The following is a 26,996-nucleotide window of genomic DNA, read 5'->3' as shown; positions in this document are numbered from 1 at the left end:
TGAGCCGCCGCGCTTAATGCGCGGCTTCCAGCGCGGCCTGTTCGGCCTTTGCGATCGTGCCCTTGACCGCGGACTGCACCTTCTCGAAGGCGCGGACCTCGATCTGGCGGACGCGCTCGCGCGACACGCCGAACTCGGCAGCAAGGTCTTCCAGCGTCATCGGCTCATCGGCGAGGCGGCGGGCCTCGAAGATGCGGCGTTCGCGCGGGTTGAGCACGCCCATGGCGCCGTTCAGCGCGTCACGGCGGTGATCATACTCCTCGTGCTCCGCCATCATGGCTTCCTGGTTGGGCGTGTTGTCGACCAGCCAGTCCTGCCATTCGCCGGCTTCGCCATCGTCGCGGATCGGTGCGTTGAGCGACGCGTCGCCGCCGAGGCGGCGGTTCATGTCGATCACGTCCTGATCGGTGACGCCGAGGCGCTTGGCGATCAACTTGACCTGGTCGGGGCGGAGATCGCCTTCGTCCAGCGCGTTGATCTTGCTCTTCGCCTTGCGCAGGTTGAAGAACAGCTTCTTCTGGTTCGCGGTGGTGCCCATCTTCACGAGCGACCACGAACGGAGGATGTACTCTTGAATCGACGCCTTGATCCACCACATGGCGTAGGTGGCGAGACGGAATCCCTTCTCGGGTTCGAATCGCTTCACCGCCTGCATCAGGCCGACATTGCCTTCCGAGACGACCTCGGAGATCGGCAGACCGTAGCCGCGATAGCCCATGGCGATCTTGGCCACGAGGCGGAGATGGCTGGTGACGAGTTGGTGTGCCGCGTCGCGATCGTCATGCTCGCGCCAACGCTTGGCGAGCATGTACTCCTCCTGCGGTTCCAGCATCGGGAATTTGCGGATCTCGGCGAGGTAGCGAGAAAGGCCGGATTCTCCATTGAGGACCGGCAAAGCAGCGGTACGGGCCATAGTGCGCCCTCCAAAAGGTTCAGGCCCCCGATAGCGGCGGGCCAGGCAGACGACCGCTGTGTTAAAGCCGGCCGTAGCTGCGATGTTCCGCGTTGGTCATTTCAACGCAGACGCAATATACCCCATCGGGGGTCAAAAAGGGAAGGATTGCTGACGTCACGTCCCCGTGTGGCAGCTATAACTTTTTGTAATGTAAAGGCTTTCTGAAGCGGCCTGCGTCATAGCGCCGCCTTGAGCGCACGTTCCAGGAGAAGCAAATCCTCCGGCAAAGGCGCCTCCCAGTGCAGTAATTCTCCCGTCCTCGGGTGCTCCAATACCAGCAGGTAAGCATGTAAGGCCTGCCGACCCAGCGCCGCCAAAGCTGCCTGCGACGCGGGGCCGAGCTGGTTGGCCTTGGTCTTGAAATGCGGGCCGTAGACGGCATCGCCCATCAGCGGGTGGCCGATATGGGCGAGATGGACGCGGATCTGATGGGTGCGGCCGGTCTCGAGCTCGCAGGCGAGCAGGGCGGCGACGCCCTTGCCGTCGTGTCCATGAAAGCTCTCCAGGATTTCCCAATGCGTCACCGCCTCGCGGCCACCCTGGCGCACGGCCATCTTCTCGCGTGCATGCGGATGCCGGTCGATCGGCGCATCGACGGTGCCGCGGTGCCGGTTCGGCACGCCCCAGGCGAATGCCATGTAGCCGCGCCGCATCGCGCCGGTGCGGCCGTGATCGGCGAATTGCGCCGTCAATGAAGCGTGGGCGAGATCGTTCTTGGCAACCACCATCAGCCCCGTCGTGTCCTTGTCGAGCCGGTGCACGATCCCGGGCCGGCGCACTCCGCCGATGCCGGAGAGCGAGGCGCCGCAATGGGCGATCAGCGCATTCACCAAGGTGCCGGTCTCGTGGCCGGCCGCGGGGTGCACGACGAGGCCCTTGGGCTTGTTGAGGACGACGATGTCGTCGTCCTCGAACACGATATCGAGGGCGATGTCCTCCCCCTTGGGCTCGGCGGGCGCCGCTTCCGGCACGTCGATTATGATCGTATCGCCGGATGCGACGTGATAAGCGGGGTCGCGGACCGCGGAGGCCTTCAGGTGCACTGCGCCCGCCAGGATCAGGGCTTTCAGCCTCGATCGCGACAGCTCCGGCAGGCGCGCCGCCAGCACGCGGTCGAGCCGGGCCGAGCCCTCGGAGCCTTCGACCACAACCTCCAACCTTTGCGCTGACCCAGGGCTTTCCATGACGACGTCTGATACCGCTGTTCCCGAACCGACCCCCGAGCAGGCCGCGCTGTTCGCGCGGGTGCGGCGGATGATGCTGATCGCGGGGTTGACCACGGCGCTGGCGTTCTGCGCCGTGCTGATCGCGGTGGGCTACCGCCTTTTCAAGTCTGAGGGAAGGGCGGTCGAAGCGGCAAGCGATGTCACTGCCACCCTGCCCAAGGGCGCCAGAATCGTCTCGACCGGGGTCGCCGGCGACCGCCTCGTAGTGACGCTGGATCTCGGCGGAATCATCGAGATCCGCACCTTCGATGCCCATACCCTGAAGTCGGCCGGACGGCTGAAATTCGCCAATGAGCCGTAAAACGCCCCTCGGGGTCCTTGCGGCGGACAAATTTCGAGGCTATTGGCTAGCCCTCACGCTCCCTTCGTCTAGCGGTTAGGACGCGGCCCTCTCAAGGCTGAAACAGGGGTTCGATTCCCCTAGGGAGCGCCAGCTGATCCTAAGCCATTGAAAACCTGCACACTCTAGGCGACCATGTCAGCCTGGAGGTGCTCGCGGTCGTGACATGGCTATCCTGATCCCGAGTCTCGGCTTCGCGCGCTTCGACAGCCGTGGTGAGCTACGACTGGCGGAACGATTGAAGGACTTCCTCGAGGAGAACGCCGTCGTTTGGCACAACCTGCCTGTCGGGCCTCGCAACCGGCATCCGGACTTCATCATCATTCATCCCGCGAACGGCCTGCTCGTGCTCGAGGTGAAGGATTGGCGCCTGGAGACGATCGTGTCGGCCGACAAGACGAAGGTCGAACTGCTGACCAGCCGTGGTGAGGTGCGGGAAAGCAATCCGCTGGAGCAGGCTCGCAAATATACATTCGAGGTCGTGCGCACGCTGGAGCGCGACGGGCAATTGTTGTTTCCGCCGGGACATCGCCTCGCGGGCCGGTCCATCGTTCCGTTCGGCTTCGGGGCCGTGTTCACTAACATCACCCGCAAGCAGTTCGATCAGACCGATCTCAAGGAGGTGTTCTCCGGGCATCTCTGCCTGTTCAAGGACGAGATGACCGAGGGCGCGGACCCCGAGGAATTCCGGTCGAAATTGTGGCGCATGGTTCATCCGCGTCTCGAAGAGCCGCTGTCCATGCCGCAATTCGACCGCCTGCGCGCGCTGCTGTTTCCGGAGGTTCGGATACGACAGATTGCCCTGCCTTTGGACGATGCGCCTCGCGCCGATTCTTCGGATCGGACGCTCGCGGTCATGGACCTTCATCAGGAGCAGTTCGCGCGCAGCCTGGGCGAGGGGCATCGCATCATTCGCGGCGTCGCCGGATCGGGCAAGACCCTGATCCTCGCTTTTCGCGCCGAGTATCTGGCACGTGCGGCGGCAAAGCCGGTGCTGATCCTGTGTTACGCCAACGGCATCGCCGGCCGGCTTGAAGATGCCATGCAGAGCAGGGGTGTCGAGGACCGCGTTCAGGTTCTCACCTTCCACTCGTGGTGCTACCGGATGCTGCGGACGTACGGGATTACCGCCCCATCCGAGCGAGACTATCCGGACTACGCGGAGCGCCTGGCTGCGAGCGTTTCAGAGGTCGTGAAGGCGGTCGATCACGGCCATATCCCGGCGGAGCAGTACGACGCGGTCCTGATCGACGAGGCGCACGACTTCGAACCGCAATGGCTCGCGCTTGCGGCCAAGATGGTGAACCCGCGCACCAAGGCGCTGATGGTCGTCTACGACGATATCCAGGCTATCTATAAGGGGCGTGAACGGCCGGTCTGGAGCCAGCTCGGCATTGAAGCAAAGGGCAGAACGACCGTACTGAAGGTGAACTATCGCAACACCGCCCAAATCGTTGCCTTCGCGAGACGCTTCGCCGCGGACGTCATCGGCGCTCCCGGCATCACGGCCGACGACGAGCACGCCATCCTGCTGCCCGAAGATGCGGGTCGGCAGGGACTGGAGCCGGATGTGCGGCGGTGCGTGAGCATCGAGGCGGAAGCTCACTGCGTTGCCGAGTGGTTTCTCGACCGTAAGAAAGCCGGCTACGAGTGGTCGCAGATGGCGTGTCTCTACCCGGAGCACTGGATCGGCGGACGGGTTGCGCAGATTGTCGCCGGGCATGGTGCGCCGATCGACATCGCCAAGGACAATCGCAACCGGGTTTCGGTCAAGCGGGTCGCCGTGCGATTCCTGAGCATGCACAGCGCGAAAGGGCTGGAGTTTCCCTGCGTCGCCATCGCCGGCTTGGGCCTGCTCGGCCGCCACGGCGAGACCGTCGAGGAATGTGTCCGGCTGACCTATGTCGGGGTGACCCGGGCAACTCACGAGGCGCTCCTGACGTATTCGAGCGAGTCGGCATTGGTGCAGCGCTTGATCGCGTAGCCCGACGCCGCGCAGGCGCTCTTTCACGCGGTAGTGCAGTCGATCGAGCGGAGGATCGCCCGCTGCACGTCCGCATTCGAAAGAAACACATCGTGGTAGGTTGCGCGTCGCAGCGTCATCGATGATGACGTGATCGAGTGAACGGGCCTTGCATCCATTCCGGCGCAACTTGCATTCACTCCGGCGCAAAATGAGCCGCATCGCGTCGTCGCTTCTGCGCCGCGCGATAGTTGCACCACGAGCGCATGACTCGGGCTCCCACTCAACCCTATTCGGGGGGATCGCGAGAGGAGCCGTGGCCATACGTTTTGGCGGTAACTTCAGTGATGCGCCGAAACGCTTCTGACGGTCTCGGTGAGCATGTCACCCGATGAGGAATGGCTGACGTCACCCAGGCTGATGATGCCGACCATCCGCTTGCTCTTGTTGATCACCGGCAGCCTGCGGACCTGCAGCTTCTCCATATGATGCATCGCCTTGGCGAGGTCATCGTCCTCGCGGCAGCAATGGATGCCCTCGGTCATCACGTCACGTGCCGTCGCGCGGCCGGCATCGAAGCTGTGGCTCGCGAGTCCTTTGCAGACGATGTCGCGGTCGGTCACCATTCCGACCAGCTTGTCATCCTCGCCAATCGGAATGCAGCCGATGTCATGTGCCCGCATCAGTTTGGCAATCTCGGTGATTGGGGTGTCGGGGCTGACCCAGTCGACACCCTTGTGCATCACGTCTTTGACTTTCATGGCGAGCCTCCGTTCGTGGGTTTCAAGTGCGTTGATGCAATGCAGCGGCACCCCATCTTCCGAACTCCGACCAGACAAAGCGCAGACACTTTCGCCGCCACCCTGCGGAACGGTATGACGGCGAACTTGCGCTAGAGTTCCCGCCCAGGCCGCAAGGACAATGGGCGGCGCACAGGTCCTCAGTCATGCGCGCTGAAGCGGCCGTGTGGTGCGTTGGCCGTCAGGCGCGCAAACTGCGCGTGACCCATGTGAAGCAGCGTCTCATGATCGCCGGCTTCCATATAGATGTCCGGCTGTGCCTCGAGGCTGTCGTCGACGATGATATCCAATCCGTAGCATTTGCCGACGGCAGGAACTGCACCGTGTGCACAGTCGCTGAACAGCCGATTGATCTCGGTTTCATTGGCCATGTGGACATTGTCGCCGAGGCTTGTCCTCAGGTCCGACAGGCGGAGGTGATGCGATGCGGGCAAGACGGCCAGCATGTATCCGCCGTCGCGCCGCAACACGATGCCCTTGGCGAGGCGATCGCCGGAGATATGGCATGCCTGCGCCGTTCGGGCGGACGTCATGCTGAGTTCGTGCGGGATCACCTCGTACTGGATGTTCTCAGCGGCGAGGTATTTCTGGAGGGTGGGAGCAATGGCCATGGCATCACCTCCGATGCGGAATGGAAACCATCCACCGTGAGGCGATCCTGCAGACTCTCGCCATTCGATGGGCGGCTGCCTGACTAGCTACCCAACATAGGTCTTCCATCCGCAAGCTGCAATGCAATTCCCCTCGGAGCCGCAACGGGTGTGGGCAGGAGCAGGCTTTTCGCGTGGCTCGGCGCTCTCCTACGCCGTCGTGCCGTCGATCGAGCGGCGGATCACCCGCTGCACTTCCGTATTCGACAGGAACAAATCGTGGTTGATGATGCCCCAGCCTTCCTGGGAGGCATCGACCACGCGCACACCGAGCCCTGCGATGGCGGCCTTCTCGGCCGCGCCGACGCGGGTCATTCCGCCGGCGAGCTGCCCCGACAGCGCCAGTGCACGATCGTTGGTCGAGGCGATCACCGTGATCTTGCCGGCGAGAGGGCCGATGCGCTGGATCGCCGACGAGAACACGTCCATGTCGATGTCGGGCGCGGCAAACACCACCGCGCCAATCTTGCTCGTCACCGTGTCGCCGTATCTTCCATGGAGCTGGCGCAGGCTTTCGAGCGTCAGCATGGTTCCCATGCTGTGGGCGACGATGTGCACGCGCCCCGCCCCCGGCGCCGACACCAGCGCAGAGAGCACGCGCTCGAAATTGTCGCGCGACCACATCGCGCTGTCGCGGTCGTAGGCGTAGTCGAACAGTCCTGCCTTGGAAGGCCAGGAGAACGCCATGGTCCGGCCGCGGAACTTGATCCCATCGGAAAGGTGGGCTGCATCCAGCACCGCCGTCTCGAACGTCTGCTTGAAACCGTGCACATAGATCAGCACGTCCCCGCCGCCGGCCTGGCCAGCTAGATCGCCGGCGTCGGCCGGGACCGGCTCGATCCGGTCGAGACGCCAATTCTCGAGTCCGACCGAGGCGAGGGAAAGCCGGCTCTCGTCCGGCGCCGTCAGCTTCGCCCGCGCGACCGTCATGCTCGTCGCACGCTCCGGCCCGAACCAGGGTTTCGCGCGGCCGCCGTTCACGGGCTTGCGTGTGGTGACGACAAGCAACGTCGGATCGACGGAGAGCGAGGAGGCGTCGAAGCGCGCGCCGGTCGCACCGAGGCCAGCGCATCCGCCAAGCGCCAGCGCGCTACCCGTCGACAGGAGACCGCCGATGAGAGCGCGGCGCGACATGGAATGATTTGTTTGGAGAAGACGTCGGCCTATCACTGGGAACCCATGGGAACTTTGCCCCCGACAGCATCGCCCCATCTGCTCTCTGAATGACAATGGGGGCGAGATCGCGGCGGAGCCGCCTCGCGCATGTCGTGGCCTTCAAGTGAATGGCGGGTCTGTCGGTGATCTCGATTGCCTGGATCTCGCACCAATCGCGCAATGCCCGCTCCCTCGCTTTGTTGCGGTAGTCATGCCAAGCATCGATCGCTCCCCGTTGGGAGAGCAGGCCCTTGAACTTCTGATAGGCGCCACGTTTGCTGAAAATATAGCGAACGTCGTCCAGATCGTTCGGCAGGAACTCGCGGACGAAGGCAATCACGAGAGGCTTGCCGAGGTCGAGGTCTCGTGAGTTCGGGATCTGCAAGTATTTGGTCTCGTCCTCGATATCGTCAGGCAGTTCGTCGTCCTCGAGCTCCTGGAGGTCGTCCTGATCGAACTGGTAGTAGATCTTTCCTGTCTGCCTGCAGACGAAGGTGCGGCACTCCACAATGCCGCTGATATCGGCGAACTCAAAAGCCTGGAGGATGTCTCCGAATTTCACGCGCATTGGACACCTTGCCAACGGACCGATGCCGCGCTGTCTGCAATCGGCCCGGACAGTATAAGCGGATCGTCCTTCGAGGCAATGAACCCTCGCCGTGTCCGGAAGGCAACTGCCCCGGCGTCGACGGCAAAACACCCCGATCCGCTGTCAACCCCTCCCGCCAAAAATATTCCACTTTACCGAAATTCGGATTTGTCGTATGTGTCGGCCATTCCAGCCCACCAAGGGGCCGTCGTACGTCGTTTCGAGCGCGGGCTGGAAGTTGCGGTGGACGCGGGCGGCGTTGAAGGCGGAGCTTGCGCGTGCAGGGCGAGATGAACCTCGTGAGCATGCGGGACCCGCGAAGACGAACGGCGCCCTGCGTACGGCGAAACCGTGTGGTCCTGGCCGTCGTTGCTACGGTCAAGCCTTGGCGAAGACGTCATCGCGTCAACCGGCGCGAGAGGCGTGACTTTCGCGGAGGCGAGGGAGGCCAGAAGGAACTCGGCTCCCGGGAGAGCGCGGCATAGGCCGTCAAACCATCGCGCAGGGAAGGCCTGGTTTCGGCTGCCCTGTGTCTCCCCTGTGCACTGCGTGTGCATTCGTTCAGCGCAGGGGTCTTATGGGTGCCAGCTGGCGCCCGGTCTTCCCTGCGCCCTTTCCTTGAGGGGGTGTGTGAAGCGGAGCATAGCTCGGGCGGATCACGCCGCGAGAACGCGAGCGTATGCCGATTGGATCGGCGGACTGACGCAGCGGCATTGTTGGGCTCCGGTCCGATACACTTCCTGCGTTCACCGGCCTCACTTGCAAGCATGCTGCATCGGCATCAGTGGTGGTGGTCGTTCTCACGAGAATATGCACTATGCGCGCCGATGCGCCTCCGAAGCTGCTGCCGGGCCTTCGGAGATTCTGGCAATTTGCTTTTCGGAGTGACGAGATGAGCGGTTTGGTGGTCTCTGGCGGCCGGGTGGTGGATCCCGCGAGCGGGATGGACGCCGTTGGGGATGTGGCGGTGGTGGACGGCAAGATCGCCGCCGTCGGCACGGGCCTCGGCGGCGCCGAGCGGGTGATCGACGCTACCGGCCTCGTGGTGGCGCCCGGCTTCATCGATCTGCATGCCCATGGCCAGTCGATCCCGGCCGATCGCATGCAGGCGTTCGACGGCGTCACGACCACCCTCGATCTCGAGGCCGGCGTGCTGCCGGTCGGGTCCTGGTATGAGCGCCAGGCCCGAAAGGGGCGCGTGCTGAATTATGGCGCGGCCACCAACTGGGCCTTTGCCCGCATCGGCGCGATGACGGGGTCCAACGCGGAGAGCTCGCTGGAAGCGTTCGGCAACGCCATGCGCGACCGCCGTTGGATGGACAACGTCGCAACCGATGCGGAGGTCTCGGGCATTCTCGAGCGTCTGGCCCGCGGCCTCAACGAAGGCGGTATCGGCATCGGCATCCTCAACGCCTATGCGCCCGGCGCCGGCGTGCAGGAGCTGACCGCAGTGTGCCAGCTGGCCGCGAACCAGGACGTCCCCACCTTCACCCATGTCGCCTTCATGTCGCGCATCGATCCCGAGAGCGCAGTGGAAGCCTATATCCGCCTGATCGGCTATGCCGGCGCCACCGGCGCGCACATGCACATCTGCCATTTCAACTCGTCGAGCAAGACCGACGTCGAGCGTTGCCGCGTGCTGATCGAGAAGGCGCAAGGACAGGGCCTGCCGATCACGGTCGAGGCTTATCCTTACGGCACCGGCTCGACCGTGCTGGCCGCGGCCTTCTTCAGTGATCCCCAGTTCGTCGAGCGCAACGGCACCGGTTACGATTCCGTGCAGCGCGTCACCGACGGCTACCGCTTCCACGACCGCGAGGAGCTCTTGAAGGCGCAGGCCGAGGAGCCGTCCTCGCTGGTGCTCTGGCACATTCTCGACACCGAGAACAATGCGCACCACCGCGACCTGCTCGATATGTCGGTGCTGTATCCCGGCGGCGCGATCGCCTCCGACGCGATGCCGTGGACGCTGTCGGACGGCTCAACCTACACCGGTGATGCCTGGCCGCTGCCGGATGATGCGACCTCGCATCCGCGCTCGGCCGGCTGCTTCACGAAGTTCATCCGTGAATGGGTGCGCGAGCGCAAAGCCGTGTCGTTGCTGGAAGGCGTGCGCAAATGCGCGCTGATCCCGGCGGAAATCCTCTCGCAGAGCACGCCGGCGATGCGGAGCAAGGGCCGGCTCGCGAAGGACGCGGATGCCGACATCGTCGTGTTCGACTACGAGAAGCTCTCGGACCGTGCGACCTTCACCGCGATGAACCGGCCCTCTGAGGGCGTCCGGCATCTGGTCGTCAGCGGCCAGGTGCTGATCAGCGACGGCATGCTCGATGTGACCGCGCGGCCGGGCAGGCCCGTGCGCCGCCCAATCGTCGAGGGCTGATCCATGGCGGTCCCCATTCTCCTGGTGACGGGCTTCTTGGGGGCCGGCAAGACCACGGTCGTCAACCATCTGCTGGCGCATGCGGAGGGGCGGCGGATCGCTGCCGTCGTCAACGATTTCGGCGCCATCAACATCGATGCGGAGCTGATCGCGGGCGCGAGCGACGGCGTGGTCAGCCTTGCCAATGGCTGCATCTGCTGCTCGCTCGAGGGCGATCTGCTCCGCACGCTTTCGACGCTGCTGCGGCGTGATCCCAAGCCCGATTGTATCGTCATCGAGACCAGCGGCGTCGCCGATCCCGCTGACATCGTGCGCAATCTGATGGACCCGGTGATCCTGCGCGAGGCACAGCTGGAGACGGTGCTTTGCGTGTTGGACGCAGGGACACCGCTCGCTGCCCTCGACGAGGCGTTGCAGCGGTCGCAGCTGCGCGTCGCCGATATCGTGGCATTGAGCAAGCTCGATCTGGTGGGCGCGGGCGCAGGGGCGCGGATGCGTGAAGCCATCCGCGCCCAGCGCGTGCCCGCGGTGGTGGTCGATGCACACCACGGCGAGATTCCGCCTGCGCTGCTGTTTCCCGCCGGCGCCGACCGCGCTCCGGCGTCGCGCGAGGTGGGACCGAAACGGCCGGCGGAGGAGCGCTTCGAGGCACTGAGCTGGACCTCGGATAAGCCGGTCTCGTTGCCGCGCCTGCAGCAGGCCATCAGCCGCCTTGCACCGAAGCTGGCGCGCGCCAAGGGCCTGTTCGAGACGCTCGAGCAGCCCGGCCGCACGATGGTGTTTCAGTTCGCCGCCGGCCGCGCGACCCTGGCGCCTGGCGATGCGCCGACACCGGGCGCGGCGCGGACGCGCATCGTCTTCATTGCCGAGCTTGGCATGCTCTCGAAGGTGGAGCTCGATGAAGTCATGGAGGCGTGCGTTGCCGGCGGCTGAGGTGAGGGGGTAGGGTCAACCGCTTCCGCCATTAGCCACCACCTCTCCTCTTGCCGAGTCGATCCGAGGCCGAACTATGCCGCCAAATATGCCACTCGCCCCCGCTGATGCCGCCTCGCGCCGCGCTGCCAAGCCGGCCATCGTCTATCCGGCCGGGACGATGCCCGGGCCGGACATGGCCGCGCTCGAAGCAGTCCGCCGTGCCGCGGTCAAGACGCACGAGCTTATCGTGCCGCCACGCGATGCCCGTGCCTTTCGCGTGGCGCGCGGCCAATTCTTCCGCATCGTGAGCATCGAAGGCCCTCAGGTCGGTGACCTCAATCTCTGGAATGCAGACGATCTCTCCGAGCGCTTCTTCAGCGGCAAGACGCGGGCGCTCCATGGCACGCATGTCGGCATCGGTGACCGGCTCTGGAGTAATATGCCCTATCTTAGGCCGATGGCGACCATCAGCCACGATACGCTTGGCTGGTACGGCTTCGACGCGGACGGTGCCGGCATTCACGATGTGATCGGCACGCGCTGCGATCCCTACACAAATCTCCTGCTGAACGGCACGGCTTACGATTTTTGCTGTCACTCCAACCTGTCCCGCGCCCTCGCCACCGAATTGAAGGCGGATCCGGCCGCAGTGGAGCATCATGTCCACGACGTGCTCAACGTCTTCATGTGCACCGGCTTCACTGGGGATACGCACCAATATTTCATGAAGGCAAGTCCGGTCCGCCCCGGCGACTTCATCGAGCTCTTCGCGGAGATCGACCTGCTCGGCGCGCTGTCGGCCTGTCCGGGTGGAGACTGCAGCGCAACCCATTCCAGCGATGCCGCGGCATGCCATCCGCTCAAGATCGAAATCTTCGAGCCGGATCGAACGGCCCTGAAAGGCTGGACCTGGCCTACCCCGAGCGCGTATCACCGTCACCACGGTGCGCATGCGGGACGCTGAATCTCAGTCTTCGACCGGCAATCCGTCGCCGTGCACCTCACGCGAACTGCGCGATGCCGTGACCGACGGACCAGTTCTCCTTGGGCGCGTCGAGCACGTTGACGAACACGTCCTCGGGCCTGATCCCCGGGTTCTCGCCGAGCAGGTCGGCGATCCGACGATACAGCGCTTTCTTCTGCTCGGCCGTGCGCGAGGCGAACACGGTGATCTGGATCAGCAGGGCGTCTTCGCTGCGCTCGACGCCGTAAGCATTGCCGCAGCGGAAGTTGGCCGGCTCATGCTCGGTGATGGCCATGAACGCATCGCCTTCGGGCACGTTCAGGGCCTCGCGCATCGCGCGGTAAAGTCCGTCCAGAATCGCCTGCCGGTAGCTTTGCGGCTTACCGGCGCGCATCGAAATGTGGAGGAGAGGCATCACGCGGCCCTTTGCATGCGGTCCCGGCCGACACGGCGATGTGAACGCCGCCGGCTCGGCCAATTGAGAAAAACGGACTATCAATCTCGATCAGTTTTTGACACGATGTCGAGAAAGCATGTTCTTGACGGCATGTCAAATACTTTGCGGAGCCAAGCTTGAGACCGCGCGAGTTCGATCATGACGAGGTTCTGCGCATCGCGTTCGACCAGTTCTGGCGCAAGGGCGTGCGCGGCACCTCGCTGTCCGACATTGCGCGCGATGCGGCGGTCCAGCGCGGGAGTCTCTACAATGCCTTCGGCAGCAAGGAGGCGCTATTCCTGCAGGCCTATGAACGCTACGCGGGGGATTATCTCGCCAAGCTGCAAAAGGCGCTCGGGGCAGGTTCCTTGCGCAAGCGCCTCACCGCGTTCTTCGATCTGACCATCACCAATTTCCGCTCGGGCACACCGCCGCGCGGCTGTCCGACGACGCGCGGGCTGATGGAGCTCGGCGGCGCCGAAGGCGAGGGGCTCGACGACAACGCGCGCCAGGTTTTTGCGAACCTGATCTCGCGCATCACCGCACTGCTTCAGGACACATTGGCCGCTGGCGCGGCGCGGGGCGAGTTCGACGGCAATCCCGCGGCTGCGGCGCTGCACATCGTCACCGTGACGCGCGGCCTCGCCGTGCTCGAGCGTGCCTTCGGGGACGAGCCCCAATTGCGCAAGATCGCCGCGCACACGATCGATCTCGTGCTCGGCAGGAATGGCGGATAGGTGTCAGCACAGCGCGAGCGCGTTGACCGCGCGTGTCGCAGCATCCTCCTTGCCGGAGCCAACGACCTGGCCAACGGTGGATTCGAGCTCGCCCGGCTGCTTGCGGCGCGCGACCGCCAGCAGTCGCATCAATTCCGCCTCGTCCTTGGAAAGCCGCCTGCAGGACGGCGGCATGAAGCACAGCTCGCAGGACCGCTCCTTGCGCAGAATCCTGACGAGCGCGGCCGCGCGCGCGACCAGCAGCGGGCTGTCGGCAATGCCGGGCGCTTCCTCGGCAAAGCGATAGGCCGCTTCCCAGCAATCCGATGCGCCGGTCGCATAGGCCGCTCCGATGAAGCGGAGCAGCGCCAGCGCGAGGCGGGAAAAATCATCGTAGCTGTCGATGTCCGGCCGGGTCGCAAGCGCGGCCTGGAGTGGACAGAGCAGCGGCTCACCAGCGTCCGACGTCGGCGCAGAATCGCAACTGGCCCGCATCGTGAACGATCTCGTCAATGCAACGTCGCGCTGCCCACGAACCAGCTCTTCATCGCCAAAATCCTGTCATGCTCGACAGGCTGCACGTGCCGGTCGGGCAGGACGAGGCCGGCCATGCGGAAGATCGTCGCAAGCCCCAGGACCGGCGCGAGCGCCCAATCGGCGCCGATCGGCGGCAGCCAGCGCTCGAACTGCTCGCGCGCGACATCGACGCGGTCCTGCTGGGCCGCGGCAATCGCGCGCAAGATTCCGCGCTCGCTGTCGGACATGCGCGGACAGGTGGGGCAGTGCACTTCGATCGCGGTATGCGCGGTGCAGGCAAAGATCTCGATGATGGAATCCAGCGACAGCACGGCATCGCCGACGCGAAAATGGTCGTACACCTGCTGGATATCGGCCGCCGTCGGGACGGCGCTTCCGCTACGCGCCTTCGCCCGAAATCCCCAGATGAAGAGACGCTCCGCTGCGCTCAGCGCAGGAAGGTCGACGGGCCTGGTGTATGTCGATCGATGCATTGTGCTTCTGGCCTCCGGCTGCGCTCACGCCAGCGCTGGCGCGGATGATCTGCGCCGATCGTTCTGCCAGAGAGCTCTCCAAGTCAACGCGCGGAGAGGCGATGTCGAGGTGTTCTAGATTGGAAGAATTCGTATCTCGGGTGAAGTCGGTCTCGTTTGTCTCGTGGCCATACGAGCGTGCCGGTAACGTCCCCGCAAAATTTCGGAGTGTCGGGAACCCGAATGCTTAAAGCTTTGCTAAGAGACGCGGGATAATCTGGCATATCAGCCCTTCCAATTCCTGTGAGCACCGATGATTTTCTCCCGCATCAGTTTCAAGCTGGTCCTGATTGTCGGCATCAGCCTCCTCGGCATGATCGCGTTGGCGCCGGTCGCCCTCTCGACCCTGCGCACGCAGATGGTCGCCGACCGTCAGGCCAAGACGCAGCAGATGGTCGATGTTGGCTACGGCATCCTGGCGCACTACCAGAAGCTCGAGGGCGAAGGAAAGCTCTCGCGCGAGCAGGCGCAGGGCGGCGCGATGGCCGAGATCAAGAGTCTGCGCTACGACAAGGTCGAGTATTTCTGGATCAACGACATGACCCCCAAGATGGTCATGCATCCGATCAGGCCCGAGCTTGACGGCAAGGATCTCTCCGGGATGAAGGATCCCGCCGGCAATGCGCTGTTCATGGGCTTCGTTGACGTCGTCAACAAGCAGGGTGCGGGTTTCTACGGCTACCTCTGGCCGAAGCCCGGCTTCGACCAGCCGGTCGGGAAAATCTCCTATGTGAAGGGCTTTGCGCCCTGGGGCTGGATCATCGGCACCGGCATCTATCTGGACGACGTCGATGCCGCCTTCCGCAAGAACGCGATGACCTTCGCCTGTATTTGTCTCGCTGTGCTGGTCGTGGTGCTCGGCGCCTCCTTCCTGATCGGCCGCAGCGTCACCCGGCCGCTGGCCCGGATCACCGCGCTGACCGAGCGCCTTGCCGCCGGCGACAGCGCCTTCGACGTGCCCTACACCGACCGCCGCGACGAGGTCGGCGGCCTCGCCAAGGCGCTCGCCGTGTTCAAGGACAATGCATCGGCGGTGAGCCGGATGCATGCCGAGCAGCAGGAGCTGAAGCAGACGGCCGACGAGGAGAAGCGCAAGACCATGACCGATCTCGCCGGCAAGTTCGAGGCGAGCGTCCAGGCCGTCGTTCGCGACGTCTTCGACGAGGCCCGCGCGATGCAGCAGGCGGCGCAGGGCATGTCGGAAACCGCGAACAAGGCGAGCGACCGTGCGAGCTTCGTCGCCACCGCGTGCCAGCAGGCCTCGAGCAACGTGCAGACGGTGGCCTCCGCCGCCGGCGAATTATCGGCCTCGATCGCCGAGATCAGTCAGCGCGTGGCACAGGCCGCGACGGTCGCCGACAAGGCCGCCGCCGACGGCCAGCGCACCAACGACACCGTGCAGGGCCTTGCCGCCGCCGCGCACAAGATCGGCGAGGTCATCGACCTCATCAACCAGATCGCCTCGCAGACCAATCTGCTCGCGCTCAACGCCACCATCGAGGCGGCGCGCGCGGGCGAGGCCGGCAAGGGCTTTGCGGTGGTCGCGAGCGAAGTGAAGTCGCTGGCGAGTCAGACCGCGAAGGCGACCGACGAGATCGGCGCGCAGATCACCGCGATCCAGGCCGAGACCAATCAGGTCGTCGGCAACATCGAGAGCATCCGCGCCACCATCATGGAGGTCAACGAGATCTCCTCGTCGATCGCCGCCGCGGTCGAGGAGCAGGGCGCCGCGACGAAGGCGATCGCGCACAGCGTGCAGGAGGCGGCCTCCGGCACCGACCAGGTCTCGCACAACATCTCCGGCGTCACCGACGCGACGGCCGAGACCGGACAGGCCGCCGGCCTCGTACTGCAATCGAGCGGCCGGCTGACGCACAAGCTGCAATCGCTGCAGGACGAGGTCAGCGCCTTCGTTGCGGGCGTGCGGGCGGCTTAGTATAACGGGAGGATGGGCCAAAGCTCCGATCGACGCGCGCGCATCCTCCTGATCAATCCGAACAGCAATGAGGCGACCACCACGATGATGGTGGCGATCGCAAGGTCCGCTGCCGCCGATGGTTTCGACATCGTCGGCGCCACGGCAACGCGTGCGCCCACGATGATCGTCTCGGCGGACGCGCTGGAGGCGGCTGCGCTGGAGGTCGAGGAGATCGCGCGTCTCCGTGGCGGCGAGTGCGACGGCGTCATCGTGTCGGCATTCGGTGATCCCGGTCTCGCCGGGATCAAGGCGGCGATGAAGCTGCCCGCCGTCGGCATCGGCGAATCCGCGATGCTGGAAGCCGCCGGGAACGGTCGCCGGTTCGGCGTGGCGACCACGACGCCGTTGCTGAAAGCGAAGATCGATGCATTGCCTGATACGCTGGGTTTGCGCGCGAGCTACACCGGCACGCGCTTCGCCGATGGTGATCCGCAACAGCTGATGCGCGATCCGGCGCAGCTGCGCGCAGCGCTCGCCGGCGCGGTTGAGGCCTGCATTGTGCGAGACAGAGCGGAAGCGGTCATCATCGGCGGCGGGCCGCTGGGTGAAGCGGCGCGCGAGCTTCAGCCGATGTTCGCGGCGCCAATCATCGCCCCGATCCCATCTGCCGTGCGACGGATCATTCGTCTCGTCGCGGCGTAGCCCCGGTTTTTCCGCGCCGCGGCATCGGCCGTGCTGCGGGAAACTGTTTTCCTTGACATCAACTCTGCGGTGCTCGACGTGTAACGAGGTCGAGCGATGCTGCCTTGCGTCCCTCGCGAAAGGAAAAGCAACACGGGAAGGACGTCATGAACACGGGCCTCGACGAGAATGACTACCTCGCCACCTTGCGCGGCCTGTGGGACAAAGCCTGGCCGACCGGCCTGCCGCGCTCGCCGAACTATCTGCACGGCGAAGTTCCTCTGACGGAATATCTGCGCACCTGGGCGAAGCGGAGTCCGGAGCGGCCCGCGGTGATCTTCTACGGGCATGTGACCACCTATGCCGATCTCGATCAGAAGAGCGATCGCTTTGCGGCGCTGTTGCAGGCAAAGGGCGTGCGCAAGGGCGATCGCGTCGCCGTCTTCCTGCCGAACTGCCCGCAATTCCACGTCGTGTTCTTCGGTATCCTGAAGCTCGGCGCGATCCACGTCCCCATCAGCCCGCTGTCGCGCGCGTTCGAATTGTCCTACCAGCTCAACGACACCGAGGCCGAGGTGATCGTCGCGCTCGACCAGCTCATGCCTATCGTTGATCAGGTCCGCTGCGAGATGCGCCTGCGCGAGATCATCGTCACCAGCTTCGCCGATGTCGTGCCGGCGGCGCCTGCGTTTCCCGCGCCGGACTCGATCCGCACGCCGCGCGTTGCGGTCTCCGGCGCAACTGATCTCCTGCCGGCGCTCGCGGCACTGCCCGCACCGACCCCGCTGCCGCCGCCCCACCTCGATGATGTCGCCGCGCTCAATTACACCGGCGGCACCACCGGCATGCCCAAGGGTTGCGTCCATACCCATCGCGATATGGTCTACACGGCCGCCGCCAATTACGGCATCTCGTTTCCCTCGGATGAGAGCAGCGTGTTCCTGTCGTTCTTTCCGGAGTTCTGGATTGCGGGCGAGAATTCCGGTCTGATCTTCCCGCTGTTCTCGGGCGGCACGCTGGTTCTGCTCGCGCGCTGGGACGCTGTCGGCGCGATGGCGGCGATCGACAAGTACAAGGTCACGATGACGGCGATGCCGGTCGACAGCGCGGTCGAGATGATGGACCATCCGCGCTGGAGCGAGTTCGACCTGTCGTCGCTGCAACAGGTGCGCGTGGTCTCCTTCGTCAAGAAGCTCAACGCCGGCTATCGCAGGCGCTGGAAGGACCTCACCGGCACGATCCTGATGGAGGCGGCCTGGGGCATGACCGAGACCCACACCTCCAATACTTTCACCGCTGGCTTTCAGGACGGGGATTTCGACCTCAACAGCCAGCCGATCTTCGTCGGCCTGCCGGTCCCCGGCGCCGAGTTCAAGATCACCGATTTCGAGACCGGTGCGCTGCTGCCGCTGGGAGCCGAAGGCGAGATCCGCGTGCGTACGCCGTCGCTGCTCAAGAGCTACTGGAACAAGCCCGAGGCGACGGCGGAATCGCTCGTCGACGGCTGGTTGCGCACCGGCGATATCGGCACCATCGACAAGGACGGCTTTCTGCACTTCCTCGGCCGGCGCAAGGAGATGCTGAAGGTCAAGGGCATGAGCGTGTTTCCGCCGGAGATCGAGGCGTTGCTGGGGCAGCATCCGAAGGTGCTGGGCTCGGGCGTGGTCGGCCGTGATGATCCGGACAAGGGCCAGGTGCCGGTTGCTTACATCCAGCTCAAGCCGGAAGCGATCGGTACGGTCTCAGAACAGGAACTGCGCGCCTGGTGCGCCGAGCGCATGGCCGTCTACAAGGTTCCGGAAGTCCGCATTATCGATGCGCTGCCATTGACGGCAACGGGCAAGGTCAGGAAGCAGGACCTCATTCCAAATCCTCCTGCCGTCCAGTGAGAGAGACGATGTCGTTCAAGAAGCTCCTGATCGCCAATCGCGGCGAGATCGCCATCCGCATCGCACGGGCGGCGGCCGATGCCGGCATTGCGACGGTCGCGATCCATCCCGCCGACGATGCGCTGTCGCTGCACGGGCGCGTTGCGGACGAGGCGATCGAGATCCCCGGCCGCGGCGCACGGGCCTATCTCGACATCGAGGCCGTGGTGATGGCGGCCAAGAGCGCAGCTTGCGATGCCGTGCATCCCGGCTACGGCTTCCTCAGCGAGAACGCGGCATTCGCGAAAGCCTGCGCCGACGCCGGAATCACCTTCGTCGGGCCGAAACCGGCTGCGCTCGAGCTGTTCGGCGACAAGGTTGCGGCACGTCAGCTGGCCAAACGCTGCGGCGTGCCGATCATTGCCGGCACCAGCGGGCCGTCGAGTCTCGAGGAGATCACGGCATTCTTCACCTCGCTCGGCAGCAATGCTGCGATCGTGATCAAGGCGATGGCGGGCGGTGGCGGCCGCGGCATGCGCGTGGTGGAGAACGCGTCCGACCTTTCGGAGGCCTATGCGCGCTGCCAGTCCGAGGCCAAGGCGGCGTTCGGCTTCGAGGGCGTCTATGCCGAACGGCTGATCCGGCAGGCGCGCCACATCGAGGTCCAGATCATCGGCGACCGCCATGGCGCGATCACCCATCTCTGGGAACGCGAATGCACCATCCAGCGCCGGCACCAGAAGCTGATCGAGGTGGCGCCGAGCCCGTCATTGAGCGATGCCCTGCGCGGCCGCATCATCGAGGCGGCAAAGCAGCTGGCGGGCGCCGCGTCTTACGACAATCTCGGCACGTTCGAGTTTCTGGTCGACGGAACCGCCGAGGACAGCTTCGCCTTCATCGAGGCCAACCCGCGTCTCCAGGTCGAACACACCGTGACCGAAGAGGTGCTCGGCGTCGATCTCGTCCGCGCCCAGCTCGCGGTCGCCGCAGGCAGCACATTGAGCTCGCTCGGTCTTGCGCAGGCATCGATCCCGAAGCCGCGCGGCCATGCCATGCAGCTGCGCGTCAACATGGAGACGCTGGACGTGTCAGGCGCCACCCATCCGACCGGCGGTGTGCTCGCGGTATTCGAGCCGCCGTCGGGCCCCGGCGTGCGCGTCGATAGTTTCGGCTATGCCGGCTACAAGACCAGCGCGGCCTTCGATTCGCTGCTTGCCAAGGTGATCGTGCACACGCCGGGCGAGGCCTGGCATGACGTCGTCGCGAAAGCCTCGCGTGCGCTACGCGAGTTCCGGATCGATGGCGTCGTCACCAACATCGCGTTTCTTCAGGCGGTGCTCGCACATCCCGATTTCAGGACCAACCGCATCGCGACTGATTTCATCGACCGCAACATTGCCAGGCTCGTGGAAGCATCGGATGGTGCCGCCAAGCCGCTTTACTTCGCCGCGGCCGAGCGTGGCGCCGGTCACAGCGCGGAGGTGCATGTCGCGCCAGCCGTACCCGAAGGCACGGTGATGGTCGCGGCGCCCTTGCAGGGAACCATCGTCACCATCCAGGTGAAGAAAGGCGAGATCGTCCGCCCCGGCCAGCAACTCGCCGTGATCGAGTCCATGAAGATGGAGCACCTCGTCATGGCCGAGCAGGGCGGGCGGGTGACAAAACTCGTCGCAGGTGACGGCGTCACGCTGCTGCATGGCGAGCCGATCCTCTATCTCGAGCCGCTCGACGTCGCCGCCGACAGCGCGGCGGCGGAAGCCGACATCGATCTCGACCATATCCGTCCCGATCTTGCCGAGCTGATCGCCCGCCAGGCCAACACGCTCGACGAGAACCGCCCCGCTGCGGTCGAGCGCCGCCGCAACACCAACCAGCGCACCGCTCGCGAGAACGTCGCCCAGCTCGTCGACGACGGCTCGTTCATGGAGTACGGCAGCCTTGCGATCGCGGCGCAGCGCCGCCGGCGCAAGCTCGACGATCTCATCAAGAACACGCCGGCGGACGGCCTCGTCATGGGCGTCGCCACTGTCAATGCCGAGAAGTTCGGGCCAGAAGGCGCGCGCTGCATCGTCGTGGCCTACGACTACACCGTGCTCGCGGGCACGCAGGGCCACATGAACCACAAGAAGATCGATCGCATGCTGACGCTGGCGGAAGACTGGCGCGTGCCGCTGGTGTTCTATGCCGAAGGCGGCGGCGGCCGGCCCGGCGACACCGACCGGCTCGGCATGACCGGCCTCGACGGGCCGTCCTTCGTGCAGTTCGCGCGGCTCTCGGGCCTTGTGCCTGTCGTCGGCGTTGTTTCCGGCTATTGCTTCGCCGGCAACGCCGCGATGCTCGGTTGCTGCGATGTCATCATCGCCACCAAGAACGCTTCGATCGGCATGGGCGGTCCTGCCATGATCGAGGGCGGCGGCCTCGGTGTCTATCATCCGGCCGAGGTCGGCCCCGTATCATTCCAGTCGCCGAACGGCGTCATCGACATCCTGGTCGAGGACGAGGAGGAAGCGACCCGCGTCGCGCAAAAATATCTGTCCTATTTCCAGGGTGCGGTGGCGGATTGGGAGGCTGCTGACCAGCGCCTGCTCCGCCGCGCCATCCCCGAGAACCGCCTGCGCGTCTATGACATCCGCAGCGTGATCGACCTCGTCGCTGACAAGGATTCCGTGCTGGAGCTGCGCCGCGACTACGGCGTCGGCATGATCACCGCACTGATCCGAATCGAAGGCAAGCCGTTCGGCCTGATTGCCAACAATCCGCGCCATCTCGGCGGCGCAATCGATGCCGATGCCGGCGACAAGGCTGCGCGTTTCCTCCAGCTCTGCGACGCCTTCGATCTGCCTGTTGTCTCGCTGTGCGACACGCCCGGCTTCATGGTCGGCCCCGAGGCGGAGAAGACCGCGATCGTGCGCCACGTCTCACGCATGTTCGTGACCGGCGCCAGCCTCACCGTGCCGCTGTTCGGCATCGTGCTGCGCAAGGGCTATGGTCTCGGCGCACAATCGATGATCGGCGGCGGCTTCCACGCCTCGTTCTTCACCGCGGCCTGGCCGACCGGGGAGTTCGGCGGCATGGGCCTGGAGGGCTACGTCCGCCTCGGCTTCCGCAAGGAGATGGAGGCGATCGCCGATCCCGAGGAGCGCGAGACCTATTACCGCAACAAGGTCGCCGAGCTCTATGCCAACGGCAAGGCGGTCTCGATCGCCTCCGTGTTCGAGATCGACAACGTCATCGACCCGGCCGAGACGCGGCGCTGGATCATGGCGGGCTTGCGCACGGTGCCGAAGCCCGAGCCGAGGACGGCGAAGAAGCGGCCGTGCATCGACACGTGGTGAGGGCGGTGCAGCAATAGCTGCTTTCCCGGTTCCCGATTGACATCCCCGCCTGTGCTGCCAGACTTTGCATAATAATACAGGGTGGAGACGTCCGCGATGGCCAGCCTCTCGGCCTCGAACCATGTCGCCCGTGTCTTGTCCGTCGCCAATCATGTGGCCGACGTCGATGCCTCTTCGCGGATTGCGAGTTCCTGGCGGCGCTGCCTCGTCAACCACAAGCTCGATCCCGCCCGCCAGGGCCCACCGCAGACGCTCACCGAAGCCGAAATCCGCCATGTCGCCGAGCCGATGGAGGAGACGATCCGGCTCGTCACGCCCGAGCTCGACGATCTCGCCCGTGTGCTGCGCGACGCCGGCTACTGCGTCAATCTCGCCGATGTCAACGCGACCATGCTGTTCAGCCGTCTGCCGGGCGAAGCCGATGCAAGGATGTTTCTGGATTGGAAGATCTACACCGGCTCGAACTTCGCCGAGGCTTGCGAGGGCACCAATGGGCTCGGCACCGCGCTGGCCGAGCAGAAGCCGATCCTGGTGCATCGCGACGAGCATTTTCGGGCGCAATGGCACATGTTCTCCTGCGCGGTGGCGCCGCTGTTCGATCCGGTCGGCCGGCTCGCCGGTGCCGTCAACATCACCTCCTGCCGTGAGGATCTGGAGCGTGCCGCGCATCAGCTTGCACTTGCGGTGACCATGGAGGCGACGCGGCGGATGGAGGGTGCGATCTTCCGCGGGCATTTCCGCAATGCCTGGATCGCCACCGTGCCCGGTGACGGCGGCAGCGGCCTCGTCGCCTATGATGACGACCGCCGCATCGTCGGCGCCTGCCGCTCGGCGCGTGCGCTGCTCGGCCTCACCGACGGCATGATCGCCTCCGGCATCGACCTGTCGCGCTATCTCAAGTTCGACCATCACGCTGCGCGTGGCAGCGGCGAGATCGTCGAGCTGCGCCATGGCGACGGCCGTCCGTTGGGGCAGGGGCATGTTGCTCCGCCCCTGCATGCGAGATCGCATGCGCCGCGCCGCGATGCGCAAGTCGATCGCTTTGATGCGTTGCACCGGCTCGCCGGCCGCGACCCCGGCCTGATCCGAAGCGTCAAACGGCTGCGGAGCATCGGCGACCACAATCTGCCGGTGCTGCTGCATGGCGAGACCGGCGTCGGCAAGGACGTGTTCGCGCGGGCCATTCACGGTGCGAGCAACCGCGCGCGCAACAATTATGTCGCGCTCAATTGCGCGGCGATGCCGGAAAGCCTGATCGACGCCGAGCTGTTCGGCTACGAGGCGGGCGCCTTCACCGGCGCGCGGCGCGAGGGTTCGAAGGGCCTGATCGTGCAGGCCGACGGCGGTACGCTGTTCCTCGACGAGATCGGCGACATGCCGATCGGCTTGCAGACGCGCCTGTTGCGCGTTCTGGAAAACCGCGAGGTCTGGCCGCTCGGCGCGCTCAAGCCCGTCACCGTCGATATTCGCCTGATCAGCGCCACGCATCGCGATCTCGGCCGCATGGCGGAAGCGGGGGCCTTCCGCGCCGACCTCTATTTTCGCCTGCGCGGCATCGAAGTGCGCCTGCCCGCCTTGCGCGAGCGCGCCGACCGCGACGACATCATCCGCCAGATCGCGCGCGAGGAGGCGCCGAGCTGCCGGCTCTCGGAGGAGGCATGGTCGCAGCTCGCGGCCTACCCGTTTCCCGGCAACATGCGCCAGCTCCGCCACGTGCTGCGGCTCGCCGGCTGCACGGCGGAAGATGGCGTCATCACCGATGCCGATCTCGATCTGCCGCCGTTTGGCGGACGGACGGAGCCTGATCTCGAAGCAGCCGAGCGTGCGACGATTGTCGCGGCGCTACGTAAGCATGATGGCCGCGTGACGGAAGCCGCGCGCGCACTGAAGCTCAGCCGCGCGACGCTGTATCGCAAGATCAAGCAGTTGAAGATCGAGACGGCGCAGTAGCTCTTTCTTCCCCTCTCCCCTTGTGGGAGAGGGTGGCTCGCCGCGCCGCGGCGAGACGGGTGAGGGGTCTCTCTCCGCGTATGACTCTGGTGAGTTTGCAGAGAGATACCCCTCATCCGGCGCTTCGCGCCACCTTCTCCCACAAGGGGAGAAGGAAGAAAGCGAGCACTCGTCCTACGAAAAATCCGTCCAGCTCAGATGCCGTGCGTCGAGATCGCCGATCGTCACGTTCTCGCGGAGTTCTCGTGGCGTGTGGAAATTGCTGCGCAAGTACACCAGCGGCGTGACGGCAGCGGAATGCGAGGCGCTGCGGACCTCGCCGACGAAGATCGAATGCGTCGTCGTCTCGAACTCCTGCGCCAGCACGCAGTCGAACGCGGCCACCGCGTCCGCCAGCACCGGTGCGCCGGTCACGCCACGCGTCCATTGCCCGAAGGCGAAGCGATCGTCGCCGTCGACGCCCTTCTGGCCGCTGAAGGTGAGGGCGAGCAGCGCGTGATCCTCGTGCAAGAAGTTGATGGCGAAAGCACCTTCCTCCCGGATGCGCGCATGGGCGCTGGCGTTGCGGTTGACGCAGACGATCAGCGAGGGCGGCTTGTCCGACAACGAGCAGGCCGAGGTCACCGTCAGCCCCGTGCGCCTGCCGTGCTCGGCGCCCACCGTGACCAGCGCTACCGCACCGGCACATTGGCGCATCGCCTGCTTGAAGTCCTTCGCGTCCACCGTCACGCGGAAATCTCCCAGAATAGAAGCGGGTGCGGCACGATCGCGCCGCACCCGGCGCCAAGAGTCTAGCATGATCTCTTCGGAAAACCGCTATGCACTTTTCCGGATCATGCTTGCGTCAAGCCGCCTTCTTCGCGGAGCCGAGATGCCCAAGGCGCGGCATCACCTCGTTCTTCAGCAGCGAGAGCGAGTGGTGCCAGGCCTCGGCCTTATGCTTGTAGTCGAAGCCGAACACGAGCAGCACGCCGAAGCCGCCGACCTCGTCGTAGATCTTCTCGATCTTCTCGGCGACGGTCGCGGGCGAGCCGACGATCCAGTTCCGCTTCGCGCAATATTCGACCGTGACGTCGCTGTCTGGCACATCGGGCGCGTGCTTCAGATAGTCCTTGAAGCCGAAATGCCCGAGCAACGGCAGGAAGTACTCGCTCATCATTCGGCCCATCATGTCGCCGGTCGAGAGCTTCCAGGCCTCTTCGTCGGTGTCGGCGACGAATACCTCGCGCACCAGGCGCCAGTCCTGGCGGTTCGGCTTGCGGCCGGTCTTGGCGGCCCCGATCTCGACCGAGTCCCAATGGCTCGAGACATAGGCCGGGTTGAGGTTGAGGCTCATCGGGATGAAGCCGCGCTCGCCGGCGAGCTTCAGCGTGTCCGAGTTCTTGGACAAACCGGCAACGCCGATCGGCGGATGCGGCGCCTGCAGCGGCTTGATATGGGGCTTGAGGAAGTCGAACATCGTGTCTGGCTTGGTCACCGTCCAGTACTTGCCCTTGTGGGTGAAGGGCGCCGGCTCGGTCCACAGCTTCAGGATGATCTCCAGCGCCTCGCGCGTCATGTCGCGGTTCTGCCCGCTCATGCCGTCGACGTTGAACATCGCCCAGTCGCTCGGCAGCCCGCTCGCCGCCACGCCGAAATTGAGCCGGCCTTCGGAGAGATGGTCGAGCATGGCGACGCGGTTGGCGAGTTCGGCCGGGTGATGATAGGGCAGCAGGAAGCCGCCCGGCCCGATGCGCAGCTTCTTGGTCTGCATCAAGGCCTGCGCGATCAAGAGGTCCGGCGTGGGATTGGGTTCCCAGGGCGCGGTGTGGTGCTCGCCGACCCAGGCCTCCTGATAGCCGAGCTCGTCGAGCCAGCGCATGACCTGCAGATCCCAGTCGTTCCCTTCCTTCAGGCCGCACTCCGGCGGATGCGAAGGCATCGTGAAATAGCCGATCTCCATGGGTTTCCTCATCTGATGTTGACGCGTCTTGTCGCGCGTTGACGGAGTTGAGTGATGAACCTTGTCGAGTGATGAACCTTGAGCAAGCGGTGTGCCAGCGCGGCGGAGCCTCAAAATGAAGAGAAAGGGCTGGTTTGCCCGTGCAATAGCCGGTATCTCGACGGGAGCCTTCTGGACATCGTCTCATGTGTCGCGAGACGGCGTCTTGGCCATGAGACGAGGACGAGACCTGACATGACCGAACCCGCCTATGTCGCGGTGGATTGGGGCACCAGCAGCTTCCGGCTCTGGCTGGTCGATCGCGCCGGTCAGGTGCTGGCCGAGCGCCGCAGCGGTGAGGGCATGCTGGCGGCGGCTAGGACCGGCTTTCCTGCCGTGCTGCAAGCGCATCTGGCCGCGGTCGAAGCGCCCGCGCATCTGCCGGTTCTGGTCTGCGGCATGGCCGGTGCCAAGACCGGCTGGGTCGAGGCCGGCTACGTCGACACGCCGGCAAAGCTCTCAGCCGTCCTGAAACAGGCCGTGCGCGTGCCGGGCGAGGCGCGCGACATTCGCATCCTGCCGGGCATCGCCCAGCGCGATGCCAAGGCGCCGGACGTCATGCGCGGCGAGGAGACGCAATTGCTCGGCGCGCTCGGCCTCGATGCCGCGGGCGAGGCGCTGGTCTGCATGCCCGGCACGCATTCGAAATGGGTGCGGGTGAAAGACGGCACGGTCGAGCGCTTCTCCACCTTCATGACCGGCGAGCTGTTCAGCGCCGTCTCGCGCGAGACGATCCTGTCGCTCGCGGTCGCCGGCGCTGATGACGCCGAAGATTTCGCGAGCTTCAAGGCAGGCGTAAAGGCCGCATTCGATGCTCCGGCCTTCGCCGCCAACCTGCTGTTCACTGCACGGTCGCGACAGCTCTTGTTCGGCGGCACGCCGGCAGCGGCACGTGAGACGCTGTCGGGCACGTTGATCGGTGTGGAACTCGCGGCAGGGCTCTCCGGCACCGTGCCGCAAGCGGGCGTCCAGCTGATTGCCGCGGGGCGGCTTGCGGTGCTGTATCTGCTGGCATTCGAGGCGCTCTCGGTAACCGCAAATCCGGTCGATGCGGATGAAGCCGTCCGCCGCGGCCTGTCGATGGCGGCAGCCGCGATCTGGACGAAGTAGAAGGACTGCGAG

23 protein-coding genes and 1 tRNA gene are annotated in these 26,996 nt (G+C 65.1%); 13 read left to right on the top strand and 11 right to left on the bottom strand.

The features are described from left to right. Window positions 1–13: 13 nt before the first annotated feature. Window positions 14–913 (bottom strand): RNA polymerase sigma factor RpoH, encoded by a 900-nt coding sequence (rpoH, locus tag I6F36_RS31125; RefSeq protein ID WP_036009602.1) that lies wholly within the window; start codon window positions 911–913, stop codon window positions 14–16. 218 nt (window positions 914–1,131) lie between these two features. Further along, window positions 1,132–2,139, bottom strand: coding sequence for an RluA family pseudouridine synthase (locus I6F36_RS31120; RefSeq protein WP_225172834.1), 1,008 nt, complete (start codon window positions 2,137–2,139; stop codon window positions 1,132–1,134). Here I6F36_RS31120 and I6F36_RS31115 point away from each other — a divergent pair. From I6F36_RS31115 to I6F36_RS31105, 3 genes are all read left to right on the top strand, one after another. Beyond that, window positions 2,138–2,482, top strand: coding sequence for a hypothetical protein (locus I6F36_RS31115; RefSeq protein WP_036009606.1), 345 nt, complete (start codon window positions 2,138–2,140; stop codon window positions 2,480–2,482). The two genes, I6F36_RS31120 and I6F36_RS31115, sit on opposite strands and share 2 nt — an antisense overlap. A 57-nt stretch (window positions 2,483–2,539) precedes the next feature. Next, window positions 2,540–2,614 (top strand) — tRNA-Glu (locus I6F36_RS31110). Window positions 2,615–2,687: 73 nt separating this feature from the next. Beyond that, complete coding sequence (locus I6F36_RS31105) at window positions 2,688–4,505, top strand: DEAD/DEAH box helicase (protein ID WP_225172833.1); 1,818 nt, start codon at window positions 2,688–2,690, stop codon at window positions 4,503–4,505. Window positions 4,506–4,825: 320 nt separating this feature from the next. Here I6F36_RS31105 and I6F36_RS31100 read toward each other — a convergent pair whose 3' ends face one another. From I6F36_RS31100 to I6F36_RS31085, 4 genes are all read right to left on the bottom strand, one after another. Next, complete coding sequence (locus I6F36_RS31100) at window positions 4,826–5,245, bottom strand: CBS domain-containing protein (protein ID WP_036009620.1); 420 nt, start codon at window positions 5,243–5,245, stop codon at window positions 4,826–4,828. Between the two features lie 179 nt (window positions 5,246–5,424). After that, window positions 5,425–5,895 carry an aminoacyl-tRNA deacylase gene (locus tag I6F36_RS31095; protein ID WP_036009608.1) on the bottom strand — a complete coding sequence of 157 codons (471 nt, stop codon included), beginning with the start codon at window positions 5,893–5,895 and terminating at the stop codon, window positions 5,425–5,427. A 189-nt stretch (window positions 5,896–6,084) separates the two neighbouring features. Then, the gene (locus tag I6F36_RS31090) at window positions 6,085–7,068 is read right to left on the bottom strand and encodes an alpha/beta hydrolase (RefSeq protein WP_225172832.1); all 984 of its coding nucleotides are present in this window, start codon (window positions 7,066–7,068) and stop codon (window positions 6,085–6,087) included. Continuing rightward, window positions 7,025–7,657 (bottom strand): hypothetical protein, encoded by a 633-nt coding sequence (locus I6F36_RS31085; protein ID WP_225172831.1) that lies wholly within the window; start codon window positions 7,655–7,657, stop codon window positions 7,025–7,027. Before I6F36_RS31085 ends, I6F36_RS31090 begins: the two co-directional genes overlap by 44 nt. 838 nt (window positions 7,658–8,495) lie before the next feature. Between I6F36_RS31085 and I6F36_RS31080 the strand changes: the two genes are divergently transcribed. The 3 genes from I6F36_RS31080 (at window position 8,496) to I6F36_RS31070 (ending at window position 11,940) form a co-directional block, all read left to right on the top strand. Further along, window positions 8,496–10,061 (top strand): amidohydrolase family protein, encoded by a 1,566-nt coding sequence (locus I6F36_RS31080; protein WP_276573741.1) that lies wholly within the window; start codon window positions 8,496–8,498, stop codon window positions 10,059–10,061. A 3-nt stretch (window positions 10,062–10,064) separates the two neighbouring features. After that, the gene (locus I6F36_RS31075) at window positions 10,065–10,994 is read left to right on the top strand and encodes a GTP-binding protein (protein WP_225172830.1); all 930 of its coding nucleotides are present in this window, start codon (window positions 10,065–10,067) and stop codon (window positions 10,992–10,994) included. 76 nt (window positions 10,995–11,070) lie between these two features. Further along, window positions 11,071–11,940, top strand: a complete 870-nt coding sequence (locus tag I6F36_RS31070; RefSeq protein ID WP_225172829.1) for a DUF1989 domain-containing protein — start codon at window positions 11,071–11,073, stop codon at window positions 11,938–11,940. A 37-nt stretch (window positions 11,941–11,977) separates the two neighbouring features. Here the strand turns inward: I6F36_RS31070 and I6F36_RS31065 are convergent, their stop codons facing one another. Beyond that, on the bottom strand, window positions 11,978–12,355 hold the full coding sequence (locus I6F36_RS31065) for a tautomerase family protein (protein ID WP_109145972.1): 378 nt from the start codon (window positions 12,353–12,355) through the stop codon (window positions 11,978–11,980). 158 nt (window positions 12,356–12,513) lie between these two features. Between I6F36_RS31065 and I6F36_RS31060 the strand changes: the two genes are divergently transcribed. Continuing rightward, the gene (locus I6F36_RS31060) at window positions 12,514–13,113 is read left to right on the top strand and encodes a TetR/AcrR family transcriptional regulator (protein WP_225151082.1); all 600 of its coding nucleotides are present in this window, start codon (window positions 12,514–12,516) and stop codon (window positions 13,111–13,113) included. 3 nt (window positions 13,114–13,116) lie between these two features. Here I6F36_RS31060 and I6F36_RS31055 read toward each other — a convergent pair whose 3' ends face one another. Together I6F36_RS31055 and I6F36_RS31050 are read right to left on the bottom strand one after the other, a co-directional pair. Then, a complete protein-coding gene (locus I6F36_RS31055) occupies window positions 13,117–13,587 on the bottom strand; it encodes a hypothetical protein (RefSeq protein WP_036028721.1) in 471 nt (156 codons plus the stop codon). A 14-nt stretch (window positions 13,588–13,601) separates the two neighbouring features. Beyond that, window positions 13,602–14,102, bottom strand: a complete 501-nt coding sequence (locus tag I6F36_RS31050; protein ID WP_225113887.1) for a hypothetical protein — start codon at window positions 14,100–14,102, stop codon at window positions 13,602–13,604. A gap of 292 nt (window positions 14,103–14,394) precedes the next feature. On the opposite strand from I6F36_RS31050, the gene I6F36_RS31045 reads away from it, so the two are divergent. The 5 genes from I6F36_RS31045 (at window position 14,395) to I6F36_RS31025 (ending at window position 23,893) form a co-directional block, all read left to right on the top strand. Beyond that, the gene (locus I6F36_RS31045; protein WP_225172828.1) at window positions 14,395–16,077 is read left to right on the top strand and encodes a methyl-accepting chemotaxis protein; all 1,683 of its coding nucleotides are present in this window, start codon (window positions 14,395–14,397) and stop codon (window positions 16,075–16,077) included. 12 nt (window positions 16,078–16,089) lie between these two features. Continuing rightward, complete coding sequence (locus tag I6F36_RS31040) at window positions 16,090–16,761, top strand: aspartate/glutamate racemase family protein (RefSeq protein WP_225172827.1); 672 nt, start codon at window positions 16,090–16,092, stop codon at window positions 16,759–16,761. A gap of 146 nt (window positions 16,762–16,907) precedes the next feature. Further along, window positions 16,908–18,629, top strand: a complete 1,722-nt coding sequence (locus I6F36_RS31035) for an AMP-binding protein (RefSeq protein ID WP_225172826.1) — start codon at window positions 16,908–16,910, stop codon at window positions 18,627–18,629. Window positions 18,630–18,637: 8 nt separating this feature from the next. Next, window positions 18,638–21,943, top strand: coding sequence for a carboxyl transferase domain-containing protein (locus I6F36_RS31030; RefSeq protein ID WP_225172825.1), 3,306 nt, complete (start codon window positions 18,638–18,640; stop codon window positions 21,941–21,943). A gap of 96 nt (window positions 21,944–22,039) precedes the next feature. Next, window positions 22,040–23,893 carry a sigma-54-dependent Fis family transcriptional regulator gene (locus tag I6F36_RS31025; protein ID WP_225172824.1) on the top strand — a complete coding sequence of 618 codons (1,854 nt, stop codon included), beginning with the start codon at window positions 22,040–22,042 and terminating at the stop codon, window positions 23,891–23,893. A 174-nt stretch (window positions 23,894–24,067) separates the two neighbouring features. Here I6F36_RS31025 and I6F36_RS31020 read toward each other — a convergent pair whose 3' ends face one another. Further along, the gene (locus I6F36_RS31020; RefSeq protein ID WP_036009648.1) at window positions 24,068–24,622 is read right to left on the bottom strand and encodes a flavin reductase family protein; all 555 of its coding nucleotides are present in this window, start codon (window positions 24,620–24,622) and stop codon (window positions 24,068–24,070) included. Between the two features lie 115 nt (window positions 24,623–24,737). Beyond that, entirely contained in the window at window positions 24,738–25,835 is a 1,098-nt protein-coding gene (locus I6F36_RS31015; RefSeq protein WP_036028702.1) for an LLM class flavin-dependent oxidoreductase, read from the bottom strand. Window positions 25,836–26,069: 234 nt separating this feature from the next. Between I6F36_RS31015 and I6F36_RS31010 the strand changes: the two genes are divergently transcribed. Next, window positions 26,070–26,984, top strand: coding sequence for a 2-dehydro-3-deoxygalactonokinase (locus I6F36_RS31010; RefSeq protein ID WP_225172823.1), 915 nt, complete (start codon window positions 26,070–26,072; stop codon window positions 26,982–26,984). Window positions 26,985–26,996: the final 12 nt, after the last annotated feature.

The organism is Bradyrhizobium sp. BRP19, assembly GCF_020194195.1.
Taxonomy (GTDB): Bacteria; Pseudomonadota; Alphaproteobacteria; order Rhizobiales; family Xanthobacteraceae; genus Bradyrhizobium; species Bradyrhizobium yuanmingense.
This window is presented reverse-complemented; position numbering and strand designations above follow the sequence as displayed.

Coding starts and splice junctions, on each gene's coding strand:
- rpoH (WP_036009602.1), bottom strand. CDS start 913: ATGGCCCGTACCGCTGCTTTGCCGGTCCTCAATGGAGAATCCGGCCTT.
- I6F36_RS31115 (WP_036009606.1), top strand. CDS start 2,138: ATGACGACGTCTGATACCGCTGTTCCCGAACCGACCCCCGAGCAGGCC.
- I6F36_RS31120 (WP_225172834.1), bottom strand. CDS start 2,139: ATGGAAAGCCCTGGGTCAGCGCAAAGGTTGGAGGTTGTGGTCGAAGGC.
- I6F36_RS31105 (WP_225172833.1), top strand. CDS start 2,688: ATGGCTATCCTGATCCCGAGTCTCGGCTTCGCGCGCTTCGACAGCCGT.
- I6F36_RS31100 (WP_036009620.1), bottom strand. CDS start 5,245: ATGAAAGTCAAAGACGTGATGCACAAGGGTGTCGACTGGGTCAGCCCC.
- I6F36_RS31095 (WP_036009608.1), bottom strand. CDS start 5,895: ATGGCCATTGCTCCCACCCTCCAGAAATACCTCGCCGCTGAGAACATC.
- I6F36_RS31090 (WP_225172832.1), bottom strand. CDS start 7,068: ATGTCGCGCCGCGCTCTCATCGGCGGTCTCCTGTCGACGGGTAGCGCG.
- I6F36_RS31085 (WP_225172831.1), bottom strand. CDS start 7,657: ATGCGCGTGAAATTCGGAGACATCCTCCAGGCTTTTGAGTTCGCCGAT.
- I6F36_RS31080 (WP_276573741.1), top strand. CDS start 8,496: ATGCGCGCCGATGCGCCTCCGAAGCTGCTGCCGGGCCTTCGGAGATTC.
- I6F36_RS31075 (WP_225172830.1), top strand. CDS start 10,065: ATGGCGGTCCCCATTCTCCTGGTGACGGGCTTCTTGGGGGCCGGCAAG.
- I6F36_RS31070 (WP_225172829.1), top strand. CDS start 11,071: ATGCCGCCAAATATGCCACTCGCCCCCGCTGATGCCGCCTCGCGCCGC.
- I6F36_RS31065 (WP_109145972.1), bottom strand. CDS start 12,355: ATGCCTCTCCTCCACATTTCGATGCGCGCCGGTAAGCCGCAAAGCTAC.
- I6F36_RS31055 (WP_036028721.1), bottom strand. CDS start 13,587: ATGCGGGCCAGTTGCGATTCTGCGCCGACGTCGGACGCTGGTGAGCCG.
- I6F36_RS31050 (WP_225113887.1), bottom strand. CDS start 14,102: ATGCATCGATCGACATACACCAGGCCCGTCGACCTTCCTGCGCTGAGC.
- I6F36_RS31045 (WP_225172828.1), top strand. CDS start 14,395: ATGATTTTCTCCCGCATCAGTTTCAAGCTGGTCCTGATTGTCGGCATC.
- I6F36_RS31040 (WP_225172827.1), top strand. CDS start 16,090: ATGGGCCAAAGCTCCGATCGACGCGCGCGCATCCTCCTGATCAATCCG.
- I6F36_RS31035 (WP_225172826.1), top strand. CDS start 16,908: ATGAACACGGGCCTCGACGAGAATGACTACCTCGCCACCTTGCGCGGC.
- I6F36_RS31030 (WP_225172825.1), top strand. CDS start 18,638: ATGTCGTTCAAGAAGCTCCTGATCGCCAATCGCGGCGAGATCGCCATC.
- I6F36_RS31025 (WP_225172824.1), top strand. CDS start 22,040: ATGGCCAGCCTCTCGGCCTCGAACCATGTCGCCCGTGTCTTGTCCGTC.
- I6F36_RS31015 (WP_036028702.1), bottom strand. CDS start 25,835: ATGGAGATCGGCTATTTCACGATGCCTTCGCATCCGCCGGAGTGCGGC.
- I6F36_RS31010 (WP_225172823.1), top strand. CDS start 26,070: ATGACCGAACCCGCCTATGTCGCGGTGGATTGGGGCACCAGCAGCTTC.